The sequence below is a fragment of the Paracoccus acridae genome (assembly GCF_014642735.1).
Classification (GTDB): domain Bacteria; phylum Pseudomonadota; class Alphaproteobacteria; order Rhodobacterales; family Rhodobacteraceae; genus Paracoccus; species Paracoccus acridae.
In genome coordinates, this window is record NZ_BMIV01000013.1 from 39705 (window position 1) to 58867 (window position 19163).

The following is a 19163-nucleotide window of genomic DNA, read 5'->3' on the forward strand; positions in this document are numbered from 1 at the left end:
GACATCGGGAGGCTTCCCATGAATTCAGACGATCACCACGCTTCGGCAGGACAAAACCAGTCCACCTTGGGCAATCTCAAGGAGCAGGCGGGCGAAAAGGTCAGCCAGGCTGCCGATACCCTGAAGGATGAAGTTGCGCGACGCGAAAAAGGCCTTCGCAGCGGCCTGTCCAGGCAGGCGGACCAGTTGGCCTCGGCCCTGCGATCCGCCAGGTCCGAAGTCGATCCGGATTCCAGCATCGGCCGGATGTTCGACTATGCCGCCGACAGCGTCGGCAGCCTTGCGCAAAGCATGAACTCGACGGACACGAGCGACATTGTGCATGGCGTCCGCGACTTTGCCCGCGAACGTCCCGGCGCATTCCTCGGCATCTGCGCCCTGGGCGGCTTTGCGGCCGCACGCTTCCTGTTGGCCAGCGCACCCGATGGCCATCGGACCGGCAGCGGCGGCCACAGCGGGTCCGGCTATCCGGGCGGCTCGTCAGGTTCCAGCTATCCTGGCAGTTCGTCGCGGTCCCACGGAACGATGGGAGAGTCGGGCAGCCAGGCGCGTTCCATGACCGGCAGCATGTCGGGGGCCGGACAGACCCGGACCGGTGCAGGGCAAGCCGGCATGAGCGACAGCGGCACCGGGCGGTCCGGCACCGGCACCGGATATGGAACATCCGGCACGGCCGCCGGCGGAGGCACCTCTGGCTTCGGAACAACCTCTGCAGGCACGGGTGGCGCCGGGTCCGGCACCATGCCCCCAAGCAGCAGCACCGGAAGCATGTCGCCTGCGATGGGAACGTCCGGGGCCACGATCGGCGGCAGTGGCGCGGGCAGCGAGGTTGGCGGTGACCTGTCGTCGCAGTCTGCCGGCACGGGCGGCACTTCTGGCACCCAGGGGCAGCCCTCTCGCGATGCGTCCGCCACTGATCGGAATGGAGGTCGGGATGTCTGACTATTCGAACAACGCCGGGCGCATCGACGATCCAGCCAGGCCGCAGAACCCCGCGTCCCTGGCTTCCGAGGCGATCCGCCTGTCGGGCGACCTTGTCCGCAAGGAGGTCGCCCTTGCCAAGGCCGAACTCAGCCAGAACATCCAGCGGGCGGCGGTCGCGCTGGGCTTTGTCGCCGCCGCGGCTGTCATCGCCATCGTGACCATCAACGTGCTGGTGGCCGCCTTGGTCGCAGCGCTTGCCGAAACCGAGCTTGGCCCGATCTGGAGCGCGGTCATCGTGGGCGTCGTGCTGGCAGTGCTGGCCTATGTCCTGCTGCGCAAGGGCATGAACGACCTGAAGCCCGAAGCACTGATGCCGTCGCGCACCGTCCAGAACGTGCAGCGCGACGCCCAAGCCATCAAGGGGGCCTACAATGACAAATGAGACAGACAATCCCGAACGCCTCGAGCGTGAGATCGAGCAGGACCGGAATGCGCTGCGCCGCACCCTGGACGACCTGCAGGACGAACTGTCGCTGGACGGCTTTGCGCGCCGCCTGACCGACAAGTTCCGCGAAAATGGATCCGAATGGGCCAATACCGCCAGCCATGCGGCGCGGTCGAACCCGGTGGCGCTTGCGCTGACGGGGGTGGGGCTGGCCTGGCTGATCTTCGGGCGCGGCTATGATCCCACGCACCGGGCCACGGATTACCGTTCCATTCGCCGCAGCAGGGATTGGGACAGGACATCAGATCCATATCATGTCAGTCGCACCGGCACCGATGCTGACGGCACTGGCAATATCGGTATCCAACCGGTGCCTTCTTCCGGACGCGGTGGATGGAATTCGACCGGAACCTCGCACGGATCGGACTCAGGCTCGGGGGTTAGTTCCAAACTGGGCGGCATGACCGACACGCTGCGCCAGAAGGCCCATGACTGGAAGGACCGCATCAGCGATGGCACCAGCAGCCTGCATGACCGGCTGAACGAAGGCACCGAAGGCCTTGGCGAAGAAGCCCGGCGCCGGGTTTATGACGCCCGCCGTCGCGCCGTCGAGGCGCGGGACAGCGCGGCGCGCCGCCTTCGCGAAAGCAGCCGCACGGTGTCCAGGGGCTATGACAGCGAACCCCTGGTCTTCGGCGCTGCGGCCGCAGCCATCGGTGCGGGCCTTGCCTGCCTGTTGCCCCGGACCCGGCAAGAGGACGAGATGCTTGGCAGCTACAGCGATCAGTTGTTCCATGAGGCCGAAAGCATCTTCGAGGAAGAAAAGGCCAAGGTCCAGAATGCCGTGTCGGCTGGCCTCGAGGAAGCCAAAACGGCCGCGGCCCAGGTGACTGCGGCGGCGAAGAAGGAACTGATCGACGGGAACGACGATGGTGCCCGCCAAGGTTCCGATGCCGACTCCACGTCCAAGCCAGGCAGCCCATCCGAACGCCTCGGCTCCGGGTCCTGATACAGGGTTGGGGCTTGCGCCAGGCCGACGTTGATTGCGCCGCGACCAAGGCGCAATCAACCGGCGCAAGCCGCCGCCCTTGGCCTGGCATCGGATTGCCGGCCAGTTTCCGCTTCTGAAGGAACAACTTGCAGCGGCCTGCACTTGCGGGCCGCTGTTGCCAGCTTGCGGACCTTCCCGGCTGCAACGTCATGAACCGGGATCCGTCCATGCAGCCGTGGCAATCGGTCCCGTGCCTGGGCAGGCAAGGACCGGCCATGTTTCCGTGAACCTCAGCCCTGCGCGACTGCCTTCTACACCGGGCGCTGTGCTTGGTCGTGCGGCAAGCAGACCAGCCGCGCGGCTGCCGTGGCCCGCGCGACATGGGCAGGCATCCCAAGGCGACCTTCGCGGCGGCTTGCGCTAGAGCGACGGCAAGGTACTGACGATGCGCAGCGAAACCCCCTCATAGGGGCTGAGCTTGATCGTAAGGGCACCGTCTTCGTGCAGATCCCCCACGATCGTCTCGGCGACCATGTCAACCACAGGGCCGGGCTGGACCTCGGTCAGCAGGACAACCTCCTCCAGGGCCTCGCCGCTGAAATTCAAGGCGGTGACCTGTGTTCCCCGCCCGTTGGGCAGGACATGGACCATGACCAGAAGACCTGGCGCGGACACGTCGGGAATATGGGTCTGATGGCTGGCGGCAAGGCCATAGGATTCCCGGACAGCAAGAAGACGCTTGAGCTGCGACGCGAAGGAGTCCGGCTGTTCCAGTTGTTCGCAGATCGAACCGTACAGGGAACGGGCCCGGGGTATGCCATCCGGTGAAAACTCCTGGTCCGGCGCCTGTCCGGTAAGGTCGTATGCGCCACGCTCGATCCAGCGCGTGTCGCCGTCCGACATCAGGTCCTGCACTTGCGCGGGGTCCAGGGGCAGCGCACCGACCAGATCCCAGCCCGACAAGGCGAATACCCCCGGCTGGAAGGCATTGTACATGACAAGCAGCAGGTGAACCTTCTTGATGCGCTCGATATCCTTGTCGCCGATCTCGTCCAGATCGGAAATGCCAAGGGCGGCGGTGATCACGCTGGCCGTCGTGCAGGCAATTCCGTTCGTCACGAAGGGCAGGTTGTAGGGGGCGTTCGTTCCGGTCAGCCTTTCCCGGATCTCGTCGCGCAGATGCATCCGCAACGTCCGCCCCTGCCAGGTCTGGCCGGCGAACGTATAGATGTCGTCGGCATGCAGCGTCCAGAAATGGACCAGTTCCGTGGTCAGTTCGTCGTGGTTCTGCAGGGCATGGATCAAGGATGCCGGGTCGATCCCGAAATCATGCACCATCCGAAGCATCATGCGCAGGAATTCCGTATCCCCGGTCAGAATGGCATGGTGATAGGCAGGTCTGGTGATGAAGTCATAGGACAGATCGGCCCCGCCCTTCGACATCGTGGCGATGTCGTCCACGGTCAGGTTCAGTTCCTGGAAGGAAAAGCCCCCCGCCTTGCGGATCATGCCGGCAAGCAGTGCGTTTCCGGTGACCGACAGGGGATGGCCTTCCGACCAGGCGGGACCTTCGGTCCGACGCTCGACCCCCAGGAAGCCGTTCGCGTCAAGCCGCAGCCCCCGTGCCCCCATCTGGTCGATGGAATGCAGCGCGTCGCCGATGATCATCTGCTGCGCCGCAAAGGACGGGTCCAGCCAGTTCAGGCTGGGTTGGCCTTCCTTGAAATAATGCAGGTACACCCAGCGGCGGACCTTTCCGTCCACGCCGGTGACGGGTCCGGTCACGCTCCAGTCGGTTTCCTTGACGCCCGGCTCGAAGAAGATGACGCGCTGCAACTGCCCGACGATCAAGCCGCGTTCCTTGAGGTGATCGACGATCGCGGGCGACAGGTTGACGGCATCGCGCCCTTCGGGAACGTCGGGAAGGACGGGCCATTCCTCCTCGGGAACCTCGACCATGTGGTAGAGGCCCGGATAGCCGGAATGGTTCATTTCAGCCAGTCGGAAATCGGGACCCTTGCCGGTATGGGCGGGGATCACGTCGTCGATCACGACCGCATTATGGGCGGCCGCGATGCGGCTGATCGCCTGGAATTCCTCGGTTGCGCCGAAAGCGGGGTCCGTTGCGAAGCCGGTCCGGTCGAAATTCCCGTCGATCGTCGGCGTGTATCGCCCGTCCTTGTAGCCCCCGGCCTGCTTGGTGGGGCCGGTATGGATCGCCCGAACCCCCATCGAGGCCAAGGCCGACCACAGACGGGGATCGCCAAGCGTGCCAAGGACGGATTCGCCGGGGCGCGTGATGACCGATGGCGGATAGGCGGTGAACCACACTGGGGCGATGGCCGAAGCGGCGCGTGGCCGGGAATCGGCATAGGGATTTTGCCACATCCGCCCCTTCCCGCCATAGTTTTCGGCCAGGCGACGTGCTTGATGAAGCATCGACAAGGAGACCAGCTTGTCGATCGTATCGCTGTCCGGCGCTGTGGTCATAAAAGGCAATCCCATCTTCACGTTCTTCGAAACAACAGCAGAGCCTGGAGGGAGTTCCTCGGCAATGCCGTGCGTCCCGGGGCTTGGCCCGCGCGGAACGAACCCGGTCACTCGGGCGCCAGGACGATCGTCGCCAGCGGCGGAAGCGTCAGGGCGACCGAGGCCCTGCGCCCGTGCCATGCGATATCCTCCGACCGAAGCGATCCCCCATTGCCGACGCCCGATCCGCCGTAATCGGCATCGTCGGTGTTGAGGATCTCGCGCCAGCCGCCGGGCTGCGGCAGGCCGATGCGGTAATCGTGATGCACCTGCGGCGTCAGGTTGCACAGGACCACCACCGGGGGGGCACCGTCGTCGGATTTCCGCATGAAGACCAGCACGCTTTGATCGGCATCGCTGGCGTCGATCCATTCGAAGCCTTCGGGATCGCAGTCCAGCCTGTGCAGCGCAGGCAGGTCGCGGTACAGGTGGTTCAGGTCCCTGACCAGCCGCTGCATCCCCGCGTGCAGCGGATCGTCCAGCAGGTGCCAGTCCAGCGACTGGTCGTGGTTCCATTCGCGGTCCTGCGCGAATTCGCCGCCCATGAACAGCAGCTTCTTGCCTGGATGGGTCCACATGAAGCCGAAATAGGCGCGCAGGTTCGCGAATTTCTGCCAGCGGTCCCCCGCCATCTGCCGGATCAGCGAGCCCTTGCCATGGACCACCTCGTCATGGCTCAGCGGCAGGACGAAATCCTCGGACCAGGCATAGACCATCCCGAAGGTCAGGTCGTTCTGGTGGTGGCGGCGGTGGATCGGATCGCGCCGGAAATAGCCCAGCGTGTCGTGCATCCAGCCCATGTTCCACTTGAACCCGAAGCCCAGGCCGCCGTCGCTGACGGGGCGGCTGACCTTGGGAAAGGCGGTGGATTCCTCGGCGATGGTGATGGCGCCGGGGTAATCGGCGCAGACGCGTTCGTTCACGCCGCGCAGGAAGTCGATGGCCTCCAGGTTCTCGTTCCCGCCGAACTGGTTGGGGATCCACTGGCCCGGCTGGCGCGAATAATCCAGATACAGCATCGAGGCCACGGCATCCACGCGCAGCGCGTCGATGTGGAACTTGTCCAGCCAGTACAGCGCGCTGGCTTGCAGGAAGTTCGCCACCTCGCGCCGGCCGAAGTTGTAGATCAGCGTGTTCCAGTCCTGGTGAAATCCCTGCCGCGGATCGGCATGTTCGTAAAGCGCGGTGCCGTCGAAGCGGCCAAGCCCGTGCGCGTCGGAGGGGAAATGCGCGGGAACCCAGTCGATGATGACGCCGATGCCTGCCGCGTGCAGCCGGTCCACCAGCCGCGCGAAAGCCTCGGGCGAGCCGTAGCGGCTGGTGGGCGCGAACAACCCGATGGGCTGGTATCCCCAGGATCCGGTGAAGGGATGTTCCGACACCGGCAGGAATTCCACATGGGTGAAGCCCATTTCGGTGACATAGGGAACCAGCAGATCGGCGATGGCGTCATAATCGAGGATCTCGTTCTCGCCGCCGCGCCGCCAGGATCCCAGGTGGACCTCGTAGATCGAGATCGGGGCCGTGCGGTCCTGCCGCGCGGCCCTGTCCGCCATCCAGTCCTTGTCGTGCCAGGAATAGTCCGGCAGCCCGCTGATGATCGAGGCCGTGCCGGGCGATTGTTCATGCAGGAAGCCCACCGGGTCGGCTTTCAGCGGCATCCGTTCGCCATGGGCGCTGATGATCTCGTATTTGTACAGTTCGCCCACCGACAGGCCGGGGATGAACAGTTCCCACAGGCCCGGTCCCAGACGCCTGCGCATGGGATGGCGGCGTCCGTCCCAGGCGTTGAAATCGCCCACCACGCTGACCCGCCGCGCATTGGGCGCCCAGACGGCAAAGGCCACGCCGTCCACGCCCCCATGGGTGATGGGATGCGCGCCCAGCTTTTCGTAAAGCTGGCGGTGCCGCCCTTCGGCGATCAGGTATTCGTCCATCTCGCCCAGGACCAGGCCGAAGCGATAAGGGTCCTCGACCACCCAGCTATGGTCGCCGGATGTCATCTCAAGCTGATAGCGGTCGCCGTCGAAGGGCCCGGCAAAGAAGCCCTCGGGGTGGACGCGTTCCAGCGGCGTGCGCTTGCCGTCGGCCAGGACCGCAACCTCGGCCGCCTGCGGGGCGAAGACCCGCATCTCGCCGTCATGGGGTCCGAGGATCGCGAACGGGTTGGGATGGCTGCCGCGCAGAATGGCTTCGATTTCCGATGCGGAAGCCTTGGTCATTGGTCTTTTCCTTCCAGCAGGTCGAGGATTCCCTTCAGCGGGATGCCGATCCAGGCGGGCCTGTTGCTCAACTCGTAGCCCGCCTCGTAGATCGCCTTGTGCAGCAGAAAGAAGTCCAGCAGCGTTTCGCGCGATCCCTCGTCGGACGGCAGGTTGGCCGCGCCTTCCGAATGCAGGCGATAGGCATCCAGGAAGTCGCGGATGACCGACTGCCGCCATGTCTCGATCCGGTCCAGCCCGGCTTTGTCGCTGTCGTGCCGCGCGATCACGGTCATCGCGGCATAGTCGAAGGACCGCAGCATCCCCGCCACGTCGCGCAGAGGAGAGGATTTCTCGCGCCGTTCGGCAAGGGTGCGGGCAGGTTCGCCCTCGAAGTCGATGATGACGACGTCGTTCTGGGCCAGCAAAACCTGCCCCAGGTGGTAATCGCCATGGATGCGCGACAGCTTGCAGTCGGGCGCAAGATCGGCCACCGCCCGCAGCCGTGACAGCAACGCCTCGCGCCGCGCCAGCAAGGTCTGCGCCAAGGGGGCGGCATCCTCGGGCAGGCGGGCTTGTTCCAGGCGCGCGATCAATGCCTCGGCCTCGGCCGCGGCGTCGCCTGCCCATGTGCCAAGCTGGTCCGGCGTCAGATCCTCGGTTGCGAAAGCCGGATCGTCGGTGGTTGCCGCCAAGGCCTTGTGCAGTTCCGCCGTGCGCTGTCCCAGGATCGACCCCAAGTCGAGGGGGAAGCCGAATGCGTCCGCCGTGGACTGCGCCGCGCCGGCCGAAGCACGGGCTTCCTGTTCCAGCGCATCGACGATACCGGCCCAGGCATCGCCCTGGTTCGCGACAAAGGCAAAGGCCGCGGCAAGGGTCGTCGATCCATGCGCGACTTGGCCCAGGAAGCGGGGCGTATGGCCGAAGCCCGCGACCTCGGTCAGGAACTTCGCGACTTCCACGTCCGGCTGCTCGCCCTCGCGGATGCGGCGGTAAAGCTTCAGGATGATCTTGTCGCCGAAGGCGATGGACAGGTTCGACTGTTCCGCGCCAAGCTGCCGGGGATTGCCCGGATCCCCGATCCGGCGCAGGGCATCCGTTCCCTCGAACCGCAGGGATCCGTCCCGGCGGTTTTCCTTCAGCCCGTCCAGCAGCAGTTGCGGCAGACGCTCGTCAAAGGCGCCGTCGATCAGGGTGCCTGCCCGGCCGGCATGGCGGATCCCGGCCAGCGCATAAGACGGCTTCGACGCACCGGAACGCTCATCCCCCCAGCGGACCGAGATCGGCAGCAGATAGCTTTGATCCTCGTCGCCGACCGTCACATCGACAGAAACCAGCTGATGCTCGCCTTGGGCCAGGTCGCCCAATGGCGTCATGGCGACCGCACCGATGGCCTTGTCCTTGCCCGCGAACCAGCGTTGCAGCGGCAGCCATTTCGGCAGGATCTCGGTCTTGAACCGCGTCCCCCCACGCCCATCAAGGGCCGTCGCTACCCGCCCGTCCGGCGCATCCAGGACCATGAACTCTGTCAGATCGTTCATCAGCGGGGAACTCCGGGGGCGAAAAGCTGCCAGATGGCATAGGGACGGCTGTGCGGCTCAAGCTCCAGCCACTGGTTCTTGCCGTGCCAGGTGAAGCTGTTGCCGTGGATCAGGTCGCGCACCTCGACGGACGCCTCGTCGGGAAGTCCGAATTCCCACAAGGGCACCTCGAATTCGAAGACCTGGGTGTTGTGGGGATCCAGGTTGACGTGGATCAGCACGAAGTCGTTGCCGGTCTGCTTGCCGTATGACAGCACCTTGTCGCTGGACGCGTTGTAGAATTTCACGTTGGTGAAGTCCTGCAGCGCGGGATGGCTTCGGCGCAGCCGGTTCATCAGGCGGATGTCGTCCTGGATGTTGCCGGGCTGGTTCATGTCCCAGGCGCGGATCTCGTATTTCTCGGAGTTGAGGTACTCCTCCTTGCCCGGCACCGCCGCCGCCTCGCAGATCTCGAAGCCGTTATAGACGCCGTAATTGCCGCCAAGGGTCGCGGCCAGCACCAGCCGGGTGCGGAAACCGGGCCGGCCGCTGGATTGCAGGAAGCGCGGGTTGATGTCGGGCGTGTTCACGAAGAAATTGGGCCGCATGTATTCGCGGCATTCCTCCTGCGTCAGTTCGGTCAGGTATTCGATGATCTCCTGCTTCTCGTTGCGCCAGGTGAAATAGGAATAGGATTGCGAATAGCCCAGCTTCGCCAGCCGCTTCATCACCTTGGGCCGGGTAAAGGCCTCGGCCAGGAAGATCACGCCGGGGTCCTTGCGGCGCACCTCCTCGATCAGCCATTCCCAGAAGGGGAAGGGCTTGGTGTGGGGGTTGTCCACGCGGAAGATCCGTACGCCCTGGTCCACCCAGAACAGCACCACGTCGCGTAGCGCATACCACAGGTCGGGCAGCGCGCCGCGATAGAAATGCACGTTGACGATGTCCTCGTATTTCTTGGGCGGGTTCTCGGCGAACTTGATGGTGCCGTCGGGGCGCCAGTCGAACCATTCGGGATGTTCGCGGATCCAGGGATGGTCGGGCGAACACTGGATGGCGAAATCCAGCGCGATTTCCAGCCCGTGGTCCTTCGCGGCCGCGATCAGGCGGCGGAAATCGTCGAAGCTGCCCAGTTCGGGATGGATGGCGTCGTGCCCGCCCGCCTCGCTGCCGATGGCATAGGGGCTGCCGGGCTCGCCTTCCTGGGCGGTCAAGCTGTTGTTGCGGCCCTTGCGGTTGGTCTTGCCGATGGGGTGGATGGGCGGGAAATACAGCACGTCGAAGCCCAAGTCGCGCACATAGGGCAGCCGCGCGATCACGTCGTCGAAGGTGCCGTGGCGGTTCACGTCGCCCGACTGGGACCGGGGCATGATCTCGTACCAGGCGCTGAAGGCGGCGGCCCGGCGGTCGGCGAAGACAGTCAGGGTCTTGTATTCGGTCAGGTTGGTGCGCGGCCCGACCTGCTGCATCAGGGCCAGCACCGAAGGATCACCCATCCGGGCGAAGCGCGCCGCATCCACCGCTGCGTCATCCCCCGTCGCCTCGGCATAGGCCGCATCCGCCGCCAGCAACCCCACCAGCGTCGCCCGCGCCTCGCCCGGCACGCCGTCGTCGATCGCGGCCTGCACAAGCCTGCGGCCTTCCTCAAGCTCCAGCCCGATCCGCTGTCCGGCGGCCAGCTTCTTGGTCACCTCCTTGTGCCAGGTGGTGAACAGGTCGCGCCAGGCCAGGATCGTGCAGTCGAAAAAGTCGTTCTCGGGAAAGGTGACGGTTCCGGCCCAGCGGTCGTTTTCAAGAAAGACCATGCGGGCTTCCTGCGCCCCATCCTCGCCCGCGCGGTGCCAGCGGATCGCCGCCGCGATGGAATCGTGACCGTCCGAGAAGATGTCGGCCTCGATGACCGTGGGCTGGCCCGCGACGGCCTTGGCAGGAAAGCGGCCACCGTCGATCTCGATCGACACTCCTTCGATGGCGATGCGCTGCGCGGCAAGCGCCCGCAGCCTCGTGTCCGACCCTGCTTCGGGGACCGGCTGCGGCCTTGTGCCTGCAGCATCCTGGGCTGCGTCCTGCCTTGTTTCATTCGTCCGGTTACTGCCCAGCATGATCGCTTCCCCAACAGCCATGTGCGAGGAAAACCGGCTTTGCGCGGCAAAGGTTCCTGCCCGATCACGCCCCAGTGATCGTCGTCCCGCCTGCAGGTCGTTCGGCATGTCCAAACGGGCAGGACCTGCCTTTTCGCTGACCATCCCGTTCGCAGAAGACTATTGCAGGTTCAGTCGGCGGCTGGCCTGACGGATCTCGGACGCCAGTGCCCTCCTATTCCCACCTACGCGACCGCATCATGGAACGAGTGGCGGCGTGTCTTGTTGTTCCTGTTGCAAGAACACACTGCAGAAAGAACCTGAGAATGGCACAGAACCAGACTGCTGAACACGAACAAGGCCTTGGGACGACTGCAACCGGGGTCCTCGACGATCTCAAGTCCGGGGCTTCCCATCTGGCCGAGCGTGCTGCCACGACCGTGAACGATACCCTGGATACGGGACGCGAATATGCCGGCCGCATCCGAGAGGCGGGACAGAACCTTGCCGAAGGCGTCTACCAGACCGGGCACCGGCGGGCCGAGGAAGCCGCCTTCTATGCGGAACTGGGCTATGAGGAAGTCCGGGACTGGGCGCGCAGCCATCCGTCCCAGGCCCTGGGCATCGCGGCGGGGATCGGCCTGCTGCTGGGGATCCTGGTCGCGCGCCGCTGAGGGCTGCCTGTGCCGGCAGCGGCAATCCTGCGGCCTGTCATGCCAGGACGCGCAGGATGGGACCGGACGATCTCCTCCGCAGTCGCTCGGGGCCTCGGAGCATCCCTGATGTCCTGACGGCTTTCGCGGGCGGCCTTTCCTGGACCCGGTCGGGTTCTTCCTCAACCAGCACGGATCGCATGGCAGGACATTCCTTCAAGGCCCTTGCACAGGTCAGGCGACCCGCTTTCGGACGGACAGCGCGAAGGCGGCGGCTGGGACTTGCCGTCGCGGGCGTCATGGCGGCCACGGCCGTGGTCAACCACCAGCTTGCCAGGCGGGCCGAGAAGCGCAATCCCCCGGCCGGGCGGTTCATCGAGGTGGACGGGGTTCGCCTTCACTACCTTGAGCGCGGCGAGGGACCGCCGCTGGTCCTGCTGCACGGCAACGGCAGCATGATCCAGGACTTCCTGTCCAGCGGGCTTGTCGATCTGGCGGCCCGGCAGCACCGCGTCATCGTCTTCGACCGCCCCGGCTATGGGCACAGCCCGCGGCCGCGCGGCCGGGTGTGGAGCCCGCAGGCCCAGGCCGACCTTTTCCGGGCAGCGCTTGACCGGCTTGGCGTGACGCAGGCCGTGATCCTGGGTCATTCATGGGGCGCATCGGTGGCCCTGGCGATGGCGCTGAACCATCCGCAGATGGTGCGGGGGCTGGTGCTGGCGTCCGGCTACTATTTCCCGACCACCCGGATCGACATGCCGCTTCTCTCGGGTCCGGCCGTGCCGCTGGTGGGTGACGTGGCGCGCCATACCATCGCGCCCCTTGCCAGCAGGCTGATCTGGCCCCTTCTCATGCGCAAGATCTTCGGCCCCGCGCCCGTTCCCGACAAGTTCAGGGCCTTCCCCGAGGAAATGGCCGTGCGCCCGTCGCAGATCCGGGCCGAGGCCGCCGAGTCCGCCCTTCTGATCCCCTCCGCCGCCGCGATGTGCAAGGGCTATGCGGGGCTGACGATGCCGGTCGCCATCGTCGTGGGTGCCGAAGATCGCCTGATCGATCCTGCCGCGCAGTCGCACCGGCTTCACCAGACGATTGCCCAAAGCAGTCTCCACATCGTTCCGGGCTGCGGCCACATGGTTCACCAGACCAGCCCGGAAGCCGTGATGGCAGCGATCAGCGCCGTCGGCGCCTGAGGCCGTCGGGCCGGTTCATCGACGAAAGCCCTTCCTGGCCGCACCTGCCCATCCAACCAGGGCGGAACCCCGGCCGCTGGGAACAGGCTGACGGCCTGCTGCGCCGCCCCCATCCATGACGTGATCCTTGGCCGCCATGCCTTGCGGTGCATCCGCACCGTTCCTTATCGCAGGACCCGCTGCAATGCTGCGATCAAGCGTGCCTCGGTGACCGGCTTGCGGACATTCTCGACCCCTGCCAGGGCTTCATGGTCGGCAAAGGTGGCGTTGTCATAGGCGGACGAGAGGACGAAGGGGACCCCCAGGCCCCGCAGCCGCCGGGCGACCGGCTCCACCGGCTGGCCGCGCAGGTTGCCGTCAAGCACCGCGGCATCGGGGCGGGTGTCGTCCAGCAGGCGCAAGGCGCCTTCCACGGAGCCGACCGGACCCAGGACGGCATAGCCATTGTCCTCGAGCATCATCTGCACATCCAGGGCGATCATCATCTCGTCCTCGACGACCAGCACGGATACGCGGTCGCCTGGGCGGCATGAAGCGGGCTTGTCAGACATCGGCCAACCGGGAAGCACTATTGGGGAAAGGTCAGATCAGCCACCAAACCGTCTGGACGATAGCTCAGTTCCGCCCGGCCCCTGAGGTCGACCTCGGTGGCAAACCGGATCAGCCGGGTCCCGAAGCCCGTGGTCTCGGGCGGCGAGGCTTCCGGTCCGCCGCTTTCCCGCCAGCGAAGATGCACCTGGCGGTGGCCATCCCTGCCTTCGGCAAGGCTCCAGGCGATGTCCAGCTGCCCGCCGGGAACCGACAGCGCGCCGTGCTTGATCGCATTGGTGGCCAGTTCGTGCAGGATCATCCCCAGGGACATGGCCTGCCTGGGCAGCAGGGCGATGGCCCCCTTCCCGTCCAGGGTGATGGCGCGCGTGTCCCCGAGCCAGGGCTGCATCACCGCCTGGACCAACTGGGCCAGGTCGGCATCGGAATGCTGGGCCGAGACGGCCAGCGACCGGGCGAGGGCATCGAAGCGGCCCAGAAAGTCGTCGCGGTATTCCTCGGCATTGCGCCCCTCGACCTCGGTCCGCCGCGCGATCGCCCGGGTCACCGCCAGAAGGTTCTTGATCCGGTGGCCCAGTTCCCCGATCAGGATGTCCTTGTCTGCCTCGGCCTGCTGACGCTCGGTGGCGTCCACGATGGTCAGAAGCAGGATGCGTTGGCCGCTGTCGGGATGGTTCAGGCGTTGGGCACTGACCAGCATGGTGCGCGGGCCGATATGGGGAAACGTGGCCCGCACCTCGTAGTCGATGACCGAGGTGCTTCTGGGGATCACCTGCTCCAGCAGAAGGCGCAACTCGGGGATGTTCCATTGGCCGTCGCCAAGATCGGCCAGGGCCGTCCCGATCGTCTCGTCCCGGCTGGTCGAGAAGGTGTCGTAGAAGGCCGGGTTGGCGGTCAGGACCCTGAACGCGTCATCCAGCACCACCAGCGGATCGCGCAGCGTGTTGACGATGCTGACGGCCTGGACATGCGAGCCGCGCAGCACGCGGTAAAGTTCATCAAGATCCAAGAACGGCCCCCGCAGCATGTTTGCAAGACAAAGGGATAATCCGGTCCAGGCAACTTTGACAGATGGTTGCGCCCTTTTCCTGATGACGCGCGTGCCTTTCCGGGCCGGTCCGGGCAGTATGCGAACAAGTGCCATCACGAAAGACGTCGTCCACGATCATGGCCGCGGATGACGGGTTTGCAGCTTGCTGAAGCCATTCAGGTCCGGCACCCGGACCTGCCGGTCATCCACCGGCTGTGCAAAGCACGGCCCAGGGATCATCCGGGTATCGCGCCCAAGCTCGGCAAGCCCTGCTGGCGAAAGCCCGAGGCGCTCGGGCCGAGGGAGGACCCAGAGGTCGTTCCGTTCAGGCTTCCCGCGATCTGATCGCCCGATGGCCTGCCACGATCCATCTTGCGGCCCAGGCGGAACAACCGGCCCTGGCCCAGGGTTGTGGTTCAGGAGGAACCATCATGACCCGTGAACGTCCCAAGCAACCCAATCCTGCCACCGATCCCCCGCGCCAGCATGGTCAGGGCGACCATGAGGGCGTTCCTCATTCCCCCGAGGAGTTCGATGTCATGAACCCGGCAAAGACCGGCAAGACGCCCGGCAACCCGCAGGAAAACCAATAGCCGGGTCGGCGGGATCGCTGGGCGGTCAGCATCCCGCCCCGTTGTCTTCGCGCCCCCGAACCCAGCGCGGGCCGATCACCTGCGCCGGGCCGTGTCCTTCTGCGTGATGAGGCGGGCTGGATTCTGCCGGGACAGAAAGCTCCACAGCCAACTGATGGCGACCGCCAGCCGCGACCTGACCCCGATCAGGAAATAGACATGGGCGATGCCCCAGATCCACCAGGCCAACCAGCCCGTCATGCGGATGCGGCCAAGATCGATCACGGCGGCATTGCGTCCGATGGTGGCCAGATTGCCCTGATGGACATAGCGGAAGGGCTTCGGGAACGGCTTTCCGGCCAGCCGTGCCTTGATCAGGGCCGCCGCATACCTGCCCTGCTGCTTGGCCGCCGGGGCCAGGCCCGGCACCGGCTTGCCATCCGCCTCGACATGGGCGGTGTCGCCCAGAACGAGGATCCGGGGATCGCCGGGCAGGGTCAGGTGCGCATCGACCATCACCCGCCCCGCGCGGTCGGCCGGTGCCCCCAGCCATTCCGCCGCCGGCGAGGCCTGCACCCCGGCAGCCCAGATGACCGTCCGGCAGGGAACCGGGCTTTCGCCGATGGTGACATCGCGGGCCGAGATGCCGGTCACCGGCTGCCCGGTCAGGACCTGCACGCCGCGCCGCTGCAAGGCCGCCGCCGCGTAATCGGACAGCCCCTGCGGAAAGACCGGCAGGACGCGCGGTCCCGCCTCGATCAGCATGATCCGCGCGGTGCGGGTGTCGATGCGCCGGAATTCCCGCGGCAGGACGCGATGCGCCAGATCGGCCACGATCCCGGCAAGCTCTACCCCCGTCGGCCCGCCGCCGATGATGGCAAAGGTCAGGTTCGCGTCGCGTTCCGCCGGATCATGGGCTAGTTCCGCGCGCTCGAAGGCCAGAAGCAGGTGGCGGCGGATGGTGGTTGCGTCTTCCAGGGTTTTCAGGCCGGGGGCATCGGCCTCCCATTCGTCATGGCCGAAATAGGCGTGTCGCGCGCCGGTCGCCAGCACCAGGGTGTCGAAGGGGATCCGGTCCCCGTTGTCCAGAACAACCTGCCCCGCGTCCCGGTCCACCCCTGTCACGCGGGCCAGCAGGGTCACGACCTCTGGCCGGCCGCGCAGCACCCGGCGAATGGGCCAGGCGATCTCGGACGTCGCCAGAAGCGTCGTCGCGACCTGATACAGAAGCGGCTGGAACAGGTGATGGTTGCGCTGGTCGATCAGCGTGATTGCGCAATCGGCCCCCGCCAGGTCCTGCACCAGCTGCAAGCCGGCAAAGCCGGCCCCGACGACGACGACGCGATGTTTCATGATGGCCTCGAGAAAACGGATCCTGTTCCCGAACCTTTGACGGCGCCATTTGTTTCTGTGCCCGTGTCGCTCAAGGGCATTTCGCCGTCCGGCGCGACGACTGACGCGGACTTCCCGCCATTCCAAGCCGCGTCTTCGTTCCGACGGGGCGCGATGCCCTTGACCCCACTCGGCTGCTCTTGCGTTCAGGAACATTTTGCCCCGGCCGTGGTTCGGCTGCAAATGATCCCGGAGGGCACCATGCAGGACGACGAACACATTCGCCATCGCGCGTATCAGATCTGGGAAGCTGAAGGCCGCCCCGAGGGCCGCGAGGCCCAGCATTGGGCGCAGGCTCGGGACGAGCTTGGCATACCGGGCGACGATGCGCTTCTTGAAGGAGGGGAGTACCAAGGCCTGTCCGAACTTCCTGCCGAGGTTGCCCCTGATGACGGCGGCCGGGCAGACGGGCGCATCATCGAAGCAGGCGAAGGCGGAACGGCCGGTGGCCTTGATGAAGCGGAAGAAGCGCTTGCATCGGGGGATTCCGATACGGGCGAAAGCCGCTGAGGCGCCACGCCATGCCGGGTTGCGGAATGGAGGTCACGAGAGCCGTTCCGCCCCCGAATAGAAGGCCATGAACCTGCCCCCGGACCAGGATGACCGCCGATGCGCCGGATTCGGCAGGGGATCCCGGGGGGTGAGGCTTTCGGCGCGGATCATCCAGCCGCATCCGCAGGATCGACCGTCACCAGAGGCCGCGGCTTCTTCTTGAAACCTCCGTCAGCCGCAAGGGTGGTATTTCTCCTCGACCAGTTCGGATCGCAGCAGGGTGTTGATCTCGCGCTTCAACGCGGCCCTTTTGTCGTTCTTCAGATAGACCGAGCGCGCCAGCGCGATGAATTCCTCGTCGAACCGGGCGGCGGCTTCCTTGGCGCGAATGTCGTCCTCGATCTGCCACAGATCAAGGTTCACGCGGCGCAGGCCGTCGATCAGGACGGCAAGGCCCGGCTGCGGCAGGACGGGTGCCGCGACCTCGCGCAGCAGGGCAAGCTCGCGGTCCACATTGGCGCGGGCGGCCGGGTCAGAGATGCGGGCCGCCTTGATTTCCAGGATGGTGATCTTGTCCAGAAGTTCGCCCCAGGACACGGGGGCAAGCGGCGCGGAACGGAACGTCGATGTCATGCTGATCTACCTTCTGCAGGCTGAAACCGGGTTGCGCGATCCAGGGCCGCGACCGCCCTGCCGATCACGCCGGTCCAATCGCCGGGGGCGGACTGGCGCCAGACGCGCATCGTCGGATACCATGGGGTGCATTCGGCCTGGATGGGCCAGCGCCAGTCGGGATCGTGCTGGACCAGCAGCCAGACCGGCCGTCCCAGGATCCCGGCCAGATGGGCGATCATCGTATCCACCGTGACGACAAGCGCGCATCCGGCCACAAGCTGGGCCGTTTGCATGATGTCCAGCGGGCAGCCGGCCGGGTTCAGGACGGGAAGCGCGGTCGGCCCCGGCATCAGGGACAGCGCCGGCCCCGTGCAGAAGGGCGCAAACATGGCCTCGGGCACGGATCGCCGGGCGTCCCAGTCGCCCGCGCCCCAGCACAGCCCCACCGTGTCGGGCGGCAGCGGGGCGGGCGCAACGATGTCCAGCGCGGGAAGCGGCGCGTCGGACGGGCCGGCGCGCAAGGCAAGCGGCAGTTCCATGATCTCGATATCGCAATCCTGCGGCGGCAGGGGATGGGCCACGTCGAAGGGCACCAGCCGGTCGATGCCCGGAAAGCCCCGGAACAGCGGCACAAGATGGGGCTGCATTTCCACCGTGACCCGCGCGGCTCGCCGCGCCAGCAGCGGCAGGAAGCGCGAGAACATCAGCGTGTCGCCCAAGCCGTGGTAACAGCGCACCAGCACATCGCGCCCCGCGAAGGGCCGCCCGTCCCAGACCCAGCGCAGGTGATAGGGCAGGCGCGGATCGTCGCGCAGGGCCGGATCGCGCCGCCTCAGCGCCGCGTCGGCAATGGCCCAAGCCGCGGGAAAGTCCCCGCGCCGCATGGCATTGGTCCAGGGATCGCTGTCCGTCATGATGCCGGCCGCCGCGCCGCCGCGACCCTAGCCCGCGGCCCCTGCCGCCGCGGGTTCCGCCGCCAGTTCCGCCGCGAACCAGGCGCAGGTCGCCTCCAGCCCCTCGGCCAGGGGCACCTGGGGCGCCCAGTCCAGCAGCGCGCGTGCGCGGCTGATGTCGGGCCGCCTGCGGCGCGGGTCGTCCACGGGCAGCGGGCGATGCACCACGGGCGCGCGCGTGCCGGTCAGGGTCACGACATGGCCCAGCAGTTCGTTCACCGTCATCTCGGCGGGGTTGCCCAGGTTCACGGGCTCCATCCCGTCGATATCGGCCGCCATCAGCGCCATCAGCCCCGCCACCATGTCCGAGACATAGCAGAAGCTGCGCGTCTGGCTGCCGTCGCCATAGACGGTCAGTTCGTCCCCGCGCAACGCCTGGCAGATCAGGTTCGACACCACGCGCCCGTCATTGGGGTCCATGTTGGGGCCATAGGTGTTGAAGATGCGCGCCACGCGCACCTGCGCCCGGCCCGCGCGGGCGTAATCGAAGGCCAGCGATTCCGCCGCGCGCTTGCCCTCGTCATAGCAGGCGCGGGGGCCGGTGCAGCTGACATTGCCCCGGTAATCCTCGGCCTGGGGATGGATCTCGGGGTCGCCGTAAACCTCGCTGGTCGAGGTCAGCAGGAAGCGCGCCTTGGCGGCCTCGGCCAGGTGCAGCAGGTGGTTAGTGCCGACGACATTGGTCAGCATCGTGTGTTCCGGGTCACGCTGGTAATGCGGCGGCGAGGCCGGGCAGGCCAGGTTCCAGACGCGGGTGATGCGCGTGGCCAGGCGCAGCAGTTCCGCCGGCAGGGGCTGGGTGATGTCGTGGCGCAAGAAGCGGAAGCGGGGCTGGCCTTCCAGCGCCCGCAGGTTCGACGGGCGCGAGGTCTGCAGGTTGTCGAGGCAGAGGACCGATTCCCCCCGGTCCAGCAAAGCCCGGCAAAGATGCGATCCGATGAAGCCCGCGCCGCCCGCGACGACGTTCAGGGACAGGGGTTGCACGGTTCCGCGGGAACCGGGGTCCAGGTCGGTTTGTTTCCTCAT

The 19163-nt window shown here is 66.3% G+C and carries 18 protein-coding genes; 8 read left to right on the top strand and 10 right to left on the bottom strand.

Annotated features, from left to right (window positions below):
- Positions 1–18: 18 nt before the first annotated feature.
- From IEX25_RS15495 to IEX25_RS15505, 3 genes are read left to right on the top strand one after another with little or no spacing between them, the layout of a single operon-like run.
- Positions 19–942, top strand: a complete 924-nt coding sequence (locus IEX25_RS15495) for a hypothetical protein (protein WP_188716150.1) — start codon at positions 19–21, stop codon at positions 940–942.
- Positions 935–1366, top strand: coding sequence for a phage holin family protein (locus IEX25_RS15500; RefSeq protein ID WP_188716151.1), 432 nt, complete (start codon positions 935–937; stop codon positions 1364–1366). Before IEX25_RS15495 ends, IEX25_RS15500 begins: the two co-directional genes overlap by 8 nt.
- A complete protein-coding gene (locus IEX25_RS15505) occupies positions 1356–2378 on the top strand; it encodes a DUF3618 domain-containing protein (RefSeq protein ID WP_188716154.1) in 1023 nt (340 codons plus the stop codon). Before IEX25_RS15500 ends, IEX25_RS15505 begins: the two co-directional genes overlap by 11 nt.
- A 402-nt stretch (positions 2379–2780) precedes the next feature.
- Here the strand turns inward: IEX25_RS15505 and treS are convergent, their stop codons facing one another.
- The 4 genes from treS to IEX25_RS15525 form a co-directional block, all read right to left on the bottom strand.
- A complete protein-coding gene (treS, locus tag IEX25_RS15510) occupies positions 2781–4850 on the bottom strand; it encodes a maltose alpha-D-glucosyltransferase (RefSeq protein WP_188716156.1) in 2070 nt (689 codons plus the stop codon).
- A gap of 107 nt (positions 4851–4957) precedes the next feature.
- A complete protein-coding gene (gene glgB, locus IEX25_RS15515; RefSeq protein WP_188716157.1) occupies positions 4958–7111 on the bottom strand; it encodes a 1,4-alpha-glucan branching protein GlgB in 2154 nt (717 codons plus the stop codon).
- Positions 7108–8631, bottom strand: a complete 1524-nt coding sequence (locus IEX25_RS15520; RefSeq protein WP_188716158.1) for a putative maltokinase — start codon at positions 8629–8631, stop codon at positions 7108–7110. The genes glgB and IEX25_RS15520 overlap by 4 nt, the downstream gene beginning before the upstream one ends.
- Positions 8631–10712 (bottom strand): alpha-1,4-glucan--maltose-1-phosphate maltosyltransferase, encoded by a 2082-nt coding sequence (locus IEX25_RS15525; RefSeq protein ID WP_188716201.1) that lies wholly within the window; start codon positions 10710–10712, stop codon positions 8631–8633. The genes IEX25_RS15520 and IEX25_RS15525 overlap by 1 nt, the downstream gene beginning before the upstream one ends.
- A gap of 305 nt (positions 10713–11017) precedes the next feature.
- On the opposite strand from IEX25_RS15525, the gene IEX25_RS15530 reads away from it, so the two are divergent.
- Together IEX25_RS15530 and IEX25_RS15535 are read left to right on the top strand one after the other, a co-directional pair.
- Entirely contained in the window at positions 11018–11365 is a 348-nt protein-coding gene (locus IEX25_RS15530; RefSeq protein ID WP_158248014.1) for an ElaB/YgaM/YqjD family protein, read from the top strand.
- Positions 11366–11544: 179 nt separating this feature from the next.
- Positions 11545–12534 (top strand): alpha/beta fold hydrolase, encoded by a 990-nt coding sequence (locus tag IEX25_RS15535; protein ID WP_229665304.1) that lies wholly within the window; start codon positions 11545–11547, stop codon positions 12532–12534.
- A 164-nt stretch (positions 12535–12698) separates the two neighbouring features.
- On the opposite strand, the gene IEX25_RS15540 is transcribed toward IEX25_RS15535, so the two are convergent.
- Together IEX25_RS15540 and IEX25_RS15545 are read right to left on the bottom strand one after the other, a co-directional pair.
- On the bottom strand, positions 12699–13085 hold the full coding sequence (locus tag IEX25_RS15540; RefSeq protein WP_188716159.1) for a response regulator: 387 nt from the start codon (positions 13083–13085) through the stop codon (positions 12699–12701).
- A gap of 17 nt (positions 13086–13102) precedes the next feature.
- Positions 13103–14092 (bottom strand): HWE histidine kinase domain-containing protein, encoded by a 990-nt coding sequence (locus IEX25_RS15545; RefSeq protein WP_188716160.1) that lies wholly within the window; start codon positions 14090–14092, stop codon positions 13103–13105.
- Between the two features lie 168 nt (positions 14093–14260).
- Here IEX25_RS15545 and IEX25_RS15550 point away from each other — a divergent pair, with 168 nt between their 5' ends.
- Entirely contained in the window at positions 14261–14458 is a 198-nt protein-coding gene (locus IEX25_RS15550; protein WP_188716161.1) for a hypothetical protein, read from the top strand.
- Between the two features lie 86 nt (positions 14459–14544).
- Positions 14545–14706, top strand: a complete 162-nt coding sequence (locus IEX25_RS15555; protein ID WP_158248072.1) for a hypothetical protein — start codon at positions 14545–14547, stop codon at positions 14704–14706.
- A gap of 75 nt (positions 14707–14781) precedes the next feature.
- On the opposite strand, the gene IEX25_RS15560 is transcribed toward IEX25_RS15555, so the two are convergent.
- Complete coding sequence (locus IEX25_RS15560) at positions 14782–15987, bottom strand: NAD(P)/FAD-dependent oxidoreductase (protein WP_440589947.1); 1206 nt, start codon at positions 15985–15987, stop codon at positions 14782–14784.
- Between IEX25_RS15560 and IEX25_RS20145 the strand changes: the two genes are divergently transcribed.
- Positions 15931–16587 carry a DUF2934 domain-containing protein gene (locus tag IEX25_RS20145; RefSeq protein WP_229665311.1) on the top strand — a complete coding sequence of 219 codons (657 nt, stop codon included), beginning with the start codon at positions 15931–15933 and terminating at the stop codon, positions 16585–16587. The two genes, IEX25_RS15560 and IEX25_RS20145, sit on opposite strands and share 57 nt — an antisense overlap.
- A 213-nt stretch (positions 16588–16800) precedes the next feature.
- On the opposite strand, the gene IEX25_RS15570 is transcribed toward IEX25_RS20145, so the two are convergent.
- Genes IEX25_RS15570 through IEX25_RS15580 form a run of 3 tightly spaced genes read right to left on the bottom strand, consistent with a single transcriptional unit; the run spans position 16801 to position 19163 of the window.
- On the bottom strand, positions 16801–17202 hold the full coding sequence (locus IEX25_RS15570) for a hypothetical protein (protein WP_103174676.1): 402 nt from the start codon (positions 17200–17202) through the stop codon (positions 16801–16803).
- Entirely contained in the window at positions 17199–18098 is a 900-nt protein-coding gene (locus tag IEX25_RS15575; protein WP_229665313.1) for a glycosyltransferase family protein, read from the bottom strand. The genes IEX25_RS15570 and IEX25_RS15575 overlap by 4 nt, the downstream gene beginning before the upstream one ends.
- A 27-nt stretch (positions 18099–18125) precedes the next feature.
- Complete coding sequence (locus tag IEX25_RS15580; protein ID WP_188716163.1) at positions 18126–19163, bottom strand: UDP-glucuronic acid decarboxylase family protein; 1038 nt, start codon at positions 19161–19163, stop codon at positions 18126–18128.

What these genes read in the sequence shown, in the direction of transcription:
- IEX25_RS15500 (WP_188716151.1), top strand. Translation starts at nt 935, where the DNA reads ATGTCTGACTATTCGAACAACGCCGGGCGCATCGACGATCCAGCCAGG.
- IEX25_RS15550 (WP_188716161.1), top strand. Translation starts at nt 14,261, where the DNA reads ATGACGGGTTTGCAGCTTGCTGAAGCCATTCAGGTCCGGCACCCGGAC.
- IEX25_RS15575 (WP_229665313.1), bottom strand. Translation starts at nt 18,098, where the DNA reads ATGACGGACAGCGATCCCTGGACCAATGCCATGCGGCGCGGGGACTTT.
- IEX25_RS15525 (WP_188716201.1), bottom strand. Translation starts at nt 10,712, where the DNA reads ATGCTGGGCAGTAACCGGACGAATGAAACAAGGCAGGACGCAGCCCAG.
- IEX25_RS15555 (WP_158248072.1), top strand. Translation starts at nt 14,545, where the DNA reads ATGACCCGTGAACGTCCCAAGCAACCCAATCCTGCCACCGATCCCCCG.
- IEX25_RS15530 (WP_158248014.1), top strand. Translation starts at nt 11,018, where the DNA reads ATGGCACAGAACCAGACTGCTGAACACGAACAAGGCCTTGGGACGACT.
- glgB (WP_188716157.1), bottom strand. Translation starts at nt 7,111, where the DNA reads ATGACCAAGGCTTCCGCATCGGAAATCGAAGCCATTCTGCGCGGCAGC.
- IEX25_RS15520 (WP_188716158.1), bottom strand. Translation starts at nt 8,631, where the DNA reads ATGAACGATCTGACAGAGTTCATGGTCCTGGATGCGCCGGACGGGCGG.
- IEX25_RS15570 (WP_103174676.1), bottom strand. Translation starts at nt 17,202, where the DNA reads ATGACATCGACGTTCCGTTCCGCGCCGCTTGCCCCCGTGTCCTGGGGC.
- IEX25_RS15505 (WP_188716154.1), top strand. Translation starts at nt 1,356, where the DNA reads ATGACAAATGAGACAGACAATCCCGAACGCCTCGAGCGTGAGATCGAG.
- IEX25_RS20145 (WP_229665311.1), top strand. Translation starts at nt 15,931, where the DNA reads ATGGTTGCGCTGGTCGATCAGCGTGATTGCGCAATCGGCCCCCGCCAG.
- IEX25_RS15540 (WP_188716159.1), bottom strand. Translation starts at nt 13,085, where the DNA reads ATGTCTGACAAGCCCGCTTCATGCCGCCCAGGCGACCGCGTATCCGTG.
- treS (WP_188716156.1), bottom strand. Translation starts at nt 4,850, where the DNA reads ATGACCACAGCGCCGGACAGCGATACGATCGACAAGCTGGTCTCCTTG.
- IEX25_RS15580 (WP_188716163.1), bottom strand. Translation starts at nt 19,163, where the DNA reads ATGAGGAAACAAACCGACCTGGACCCCGGTTCCCGCGGAACCGTGCAA.
- IEX25_RS15495 (WP_188716150.1), top strand. Translation starts at nt 19, where the DNA reads ATGAATTCAGACGATCACCACGCTTCGGCAGGACAAAACCAGTCCACC.
- IEX25_RS15535 (WP_229665304.1), top strand. Translation starts at nt 11,545, where the DNA reads ATGGCAGGACATTCCTTCAAGGCCCTTGCACAGGTCAGGCGACCCGCT.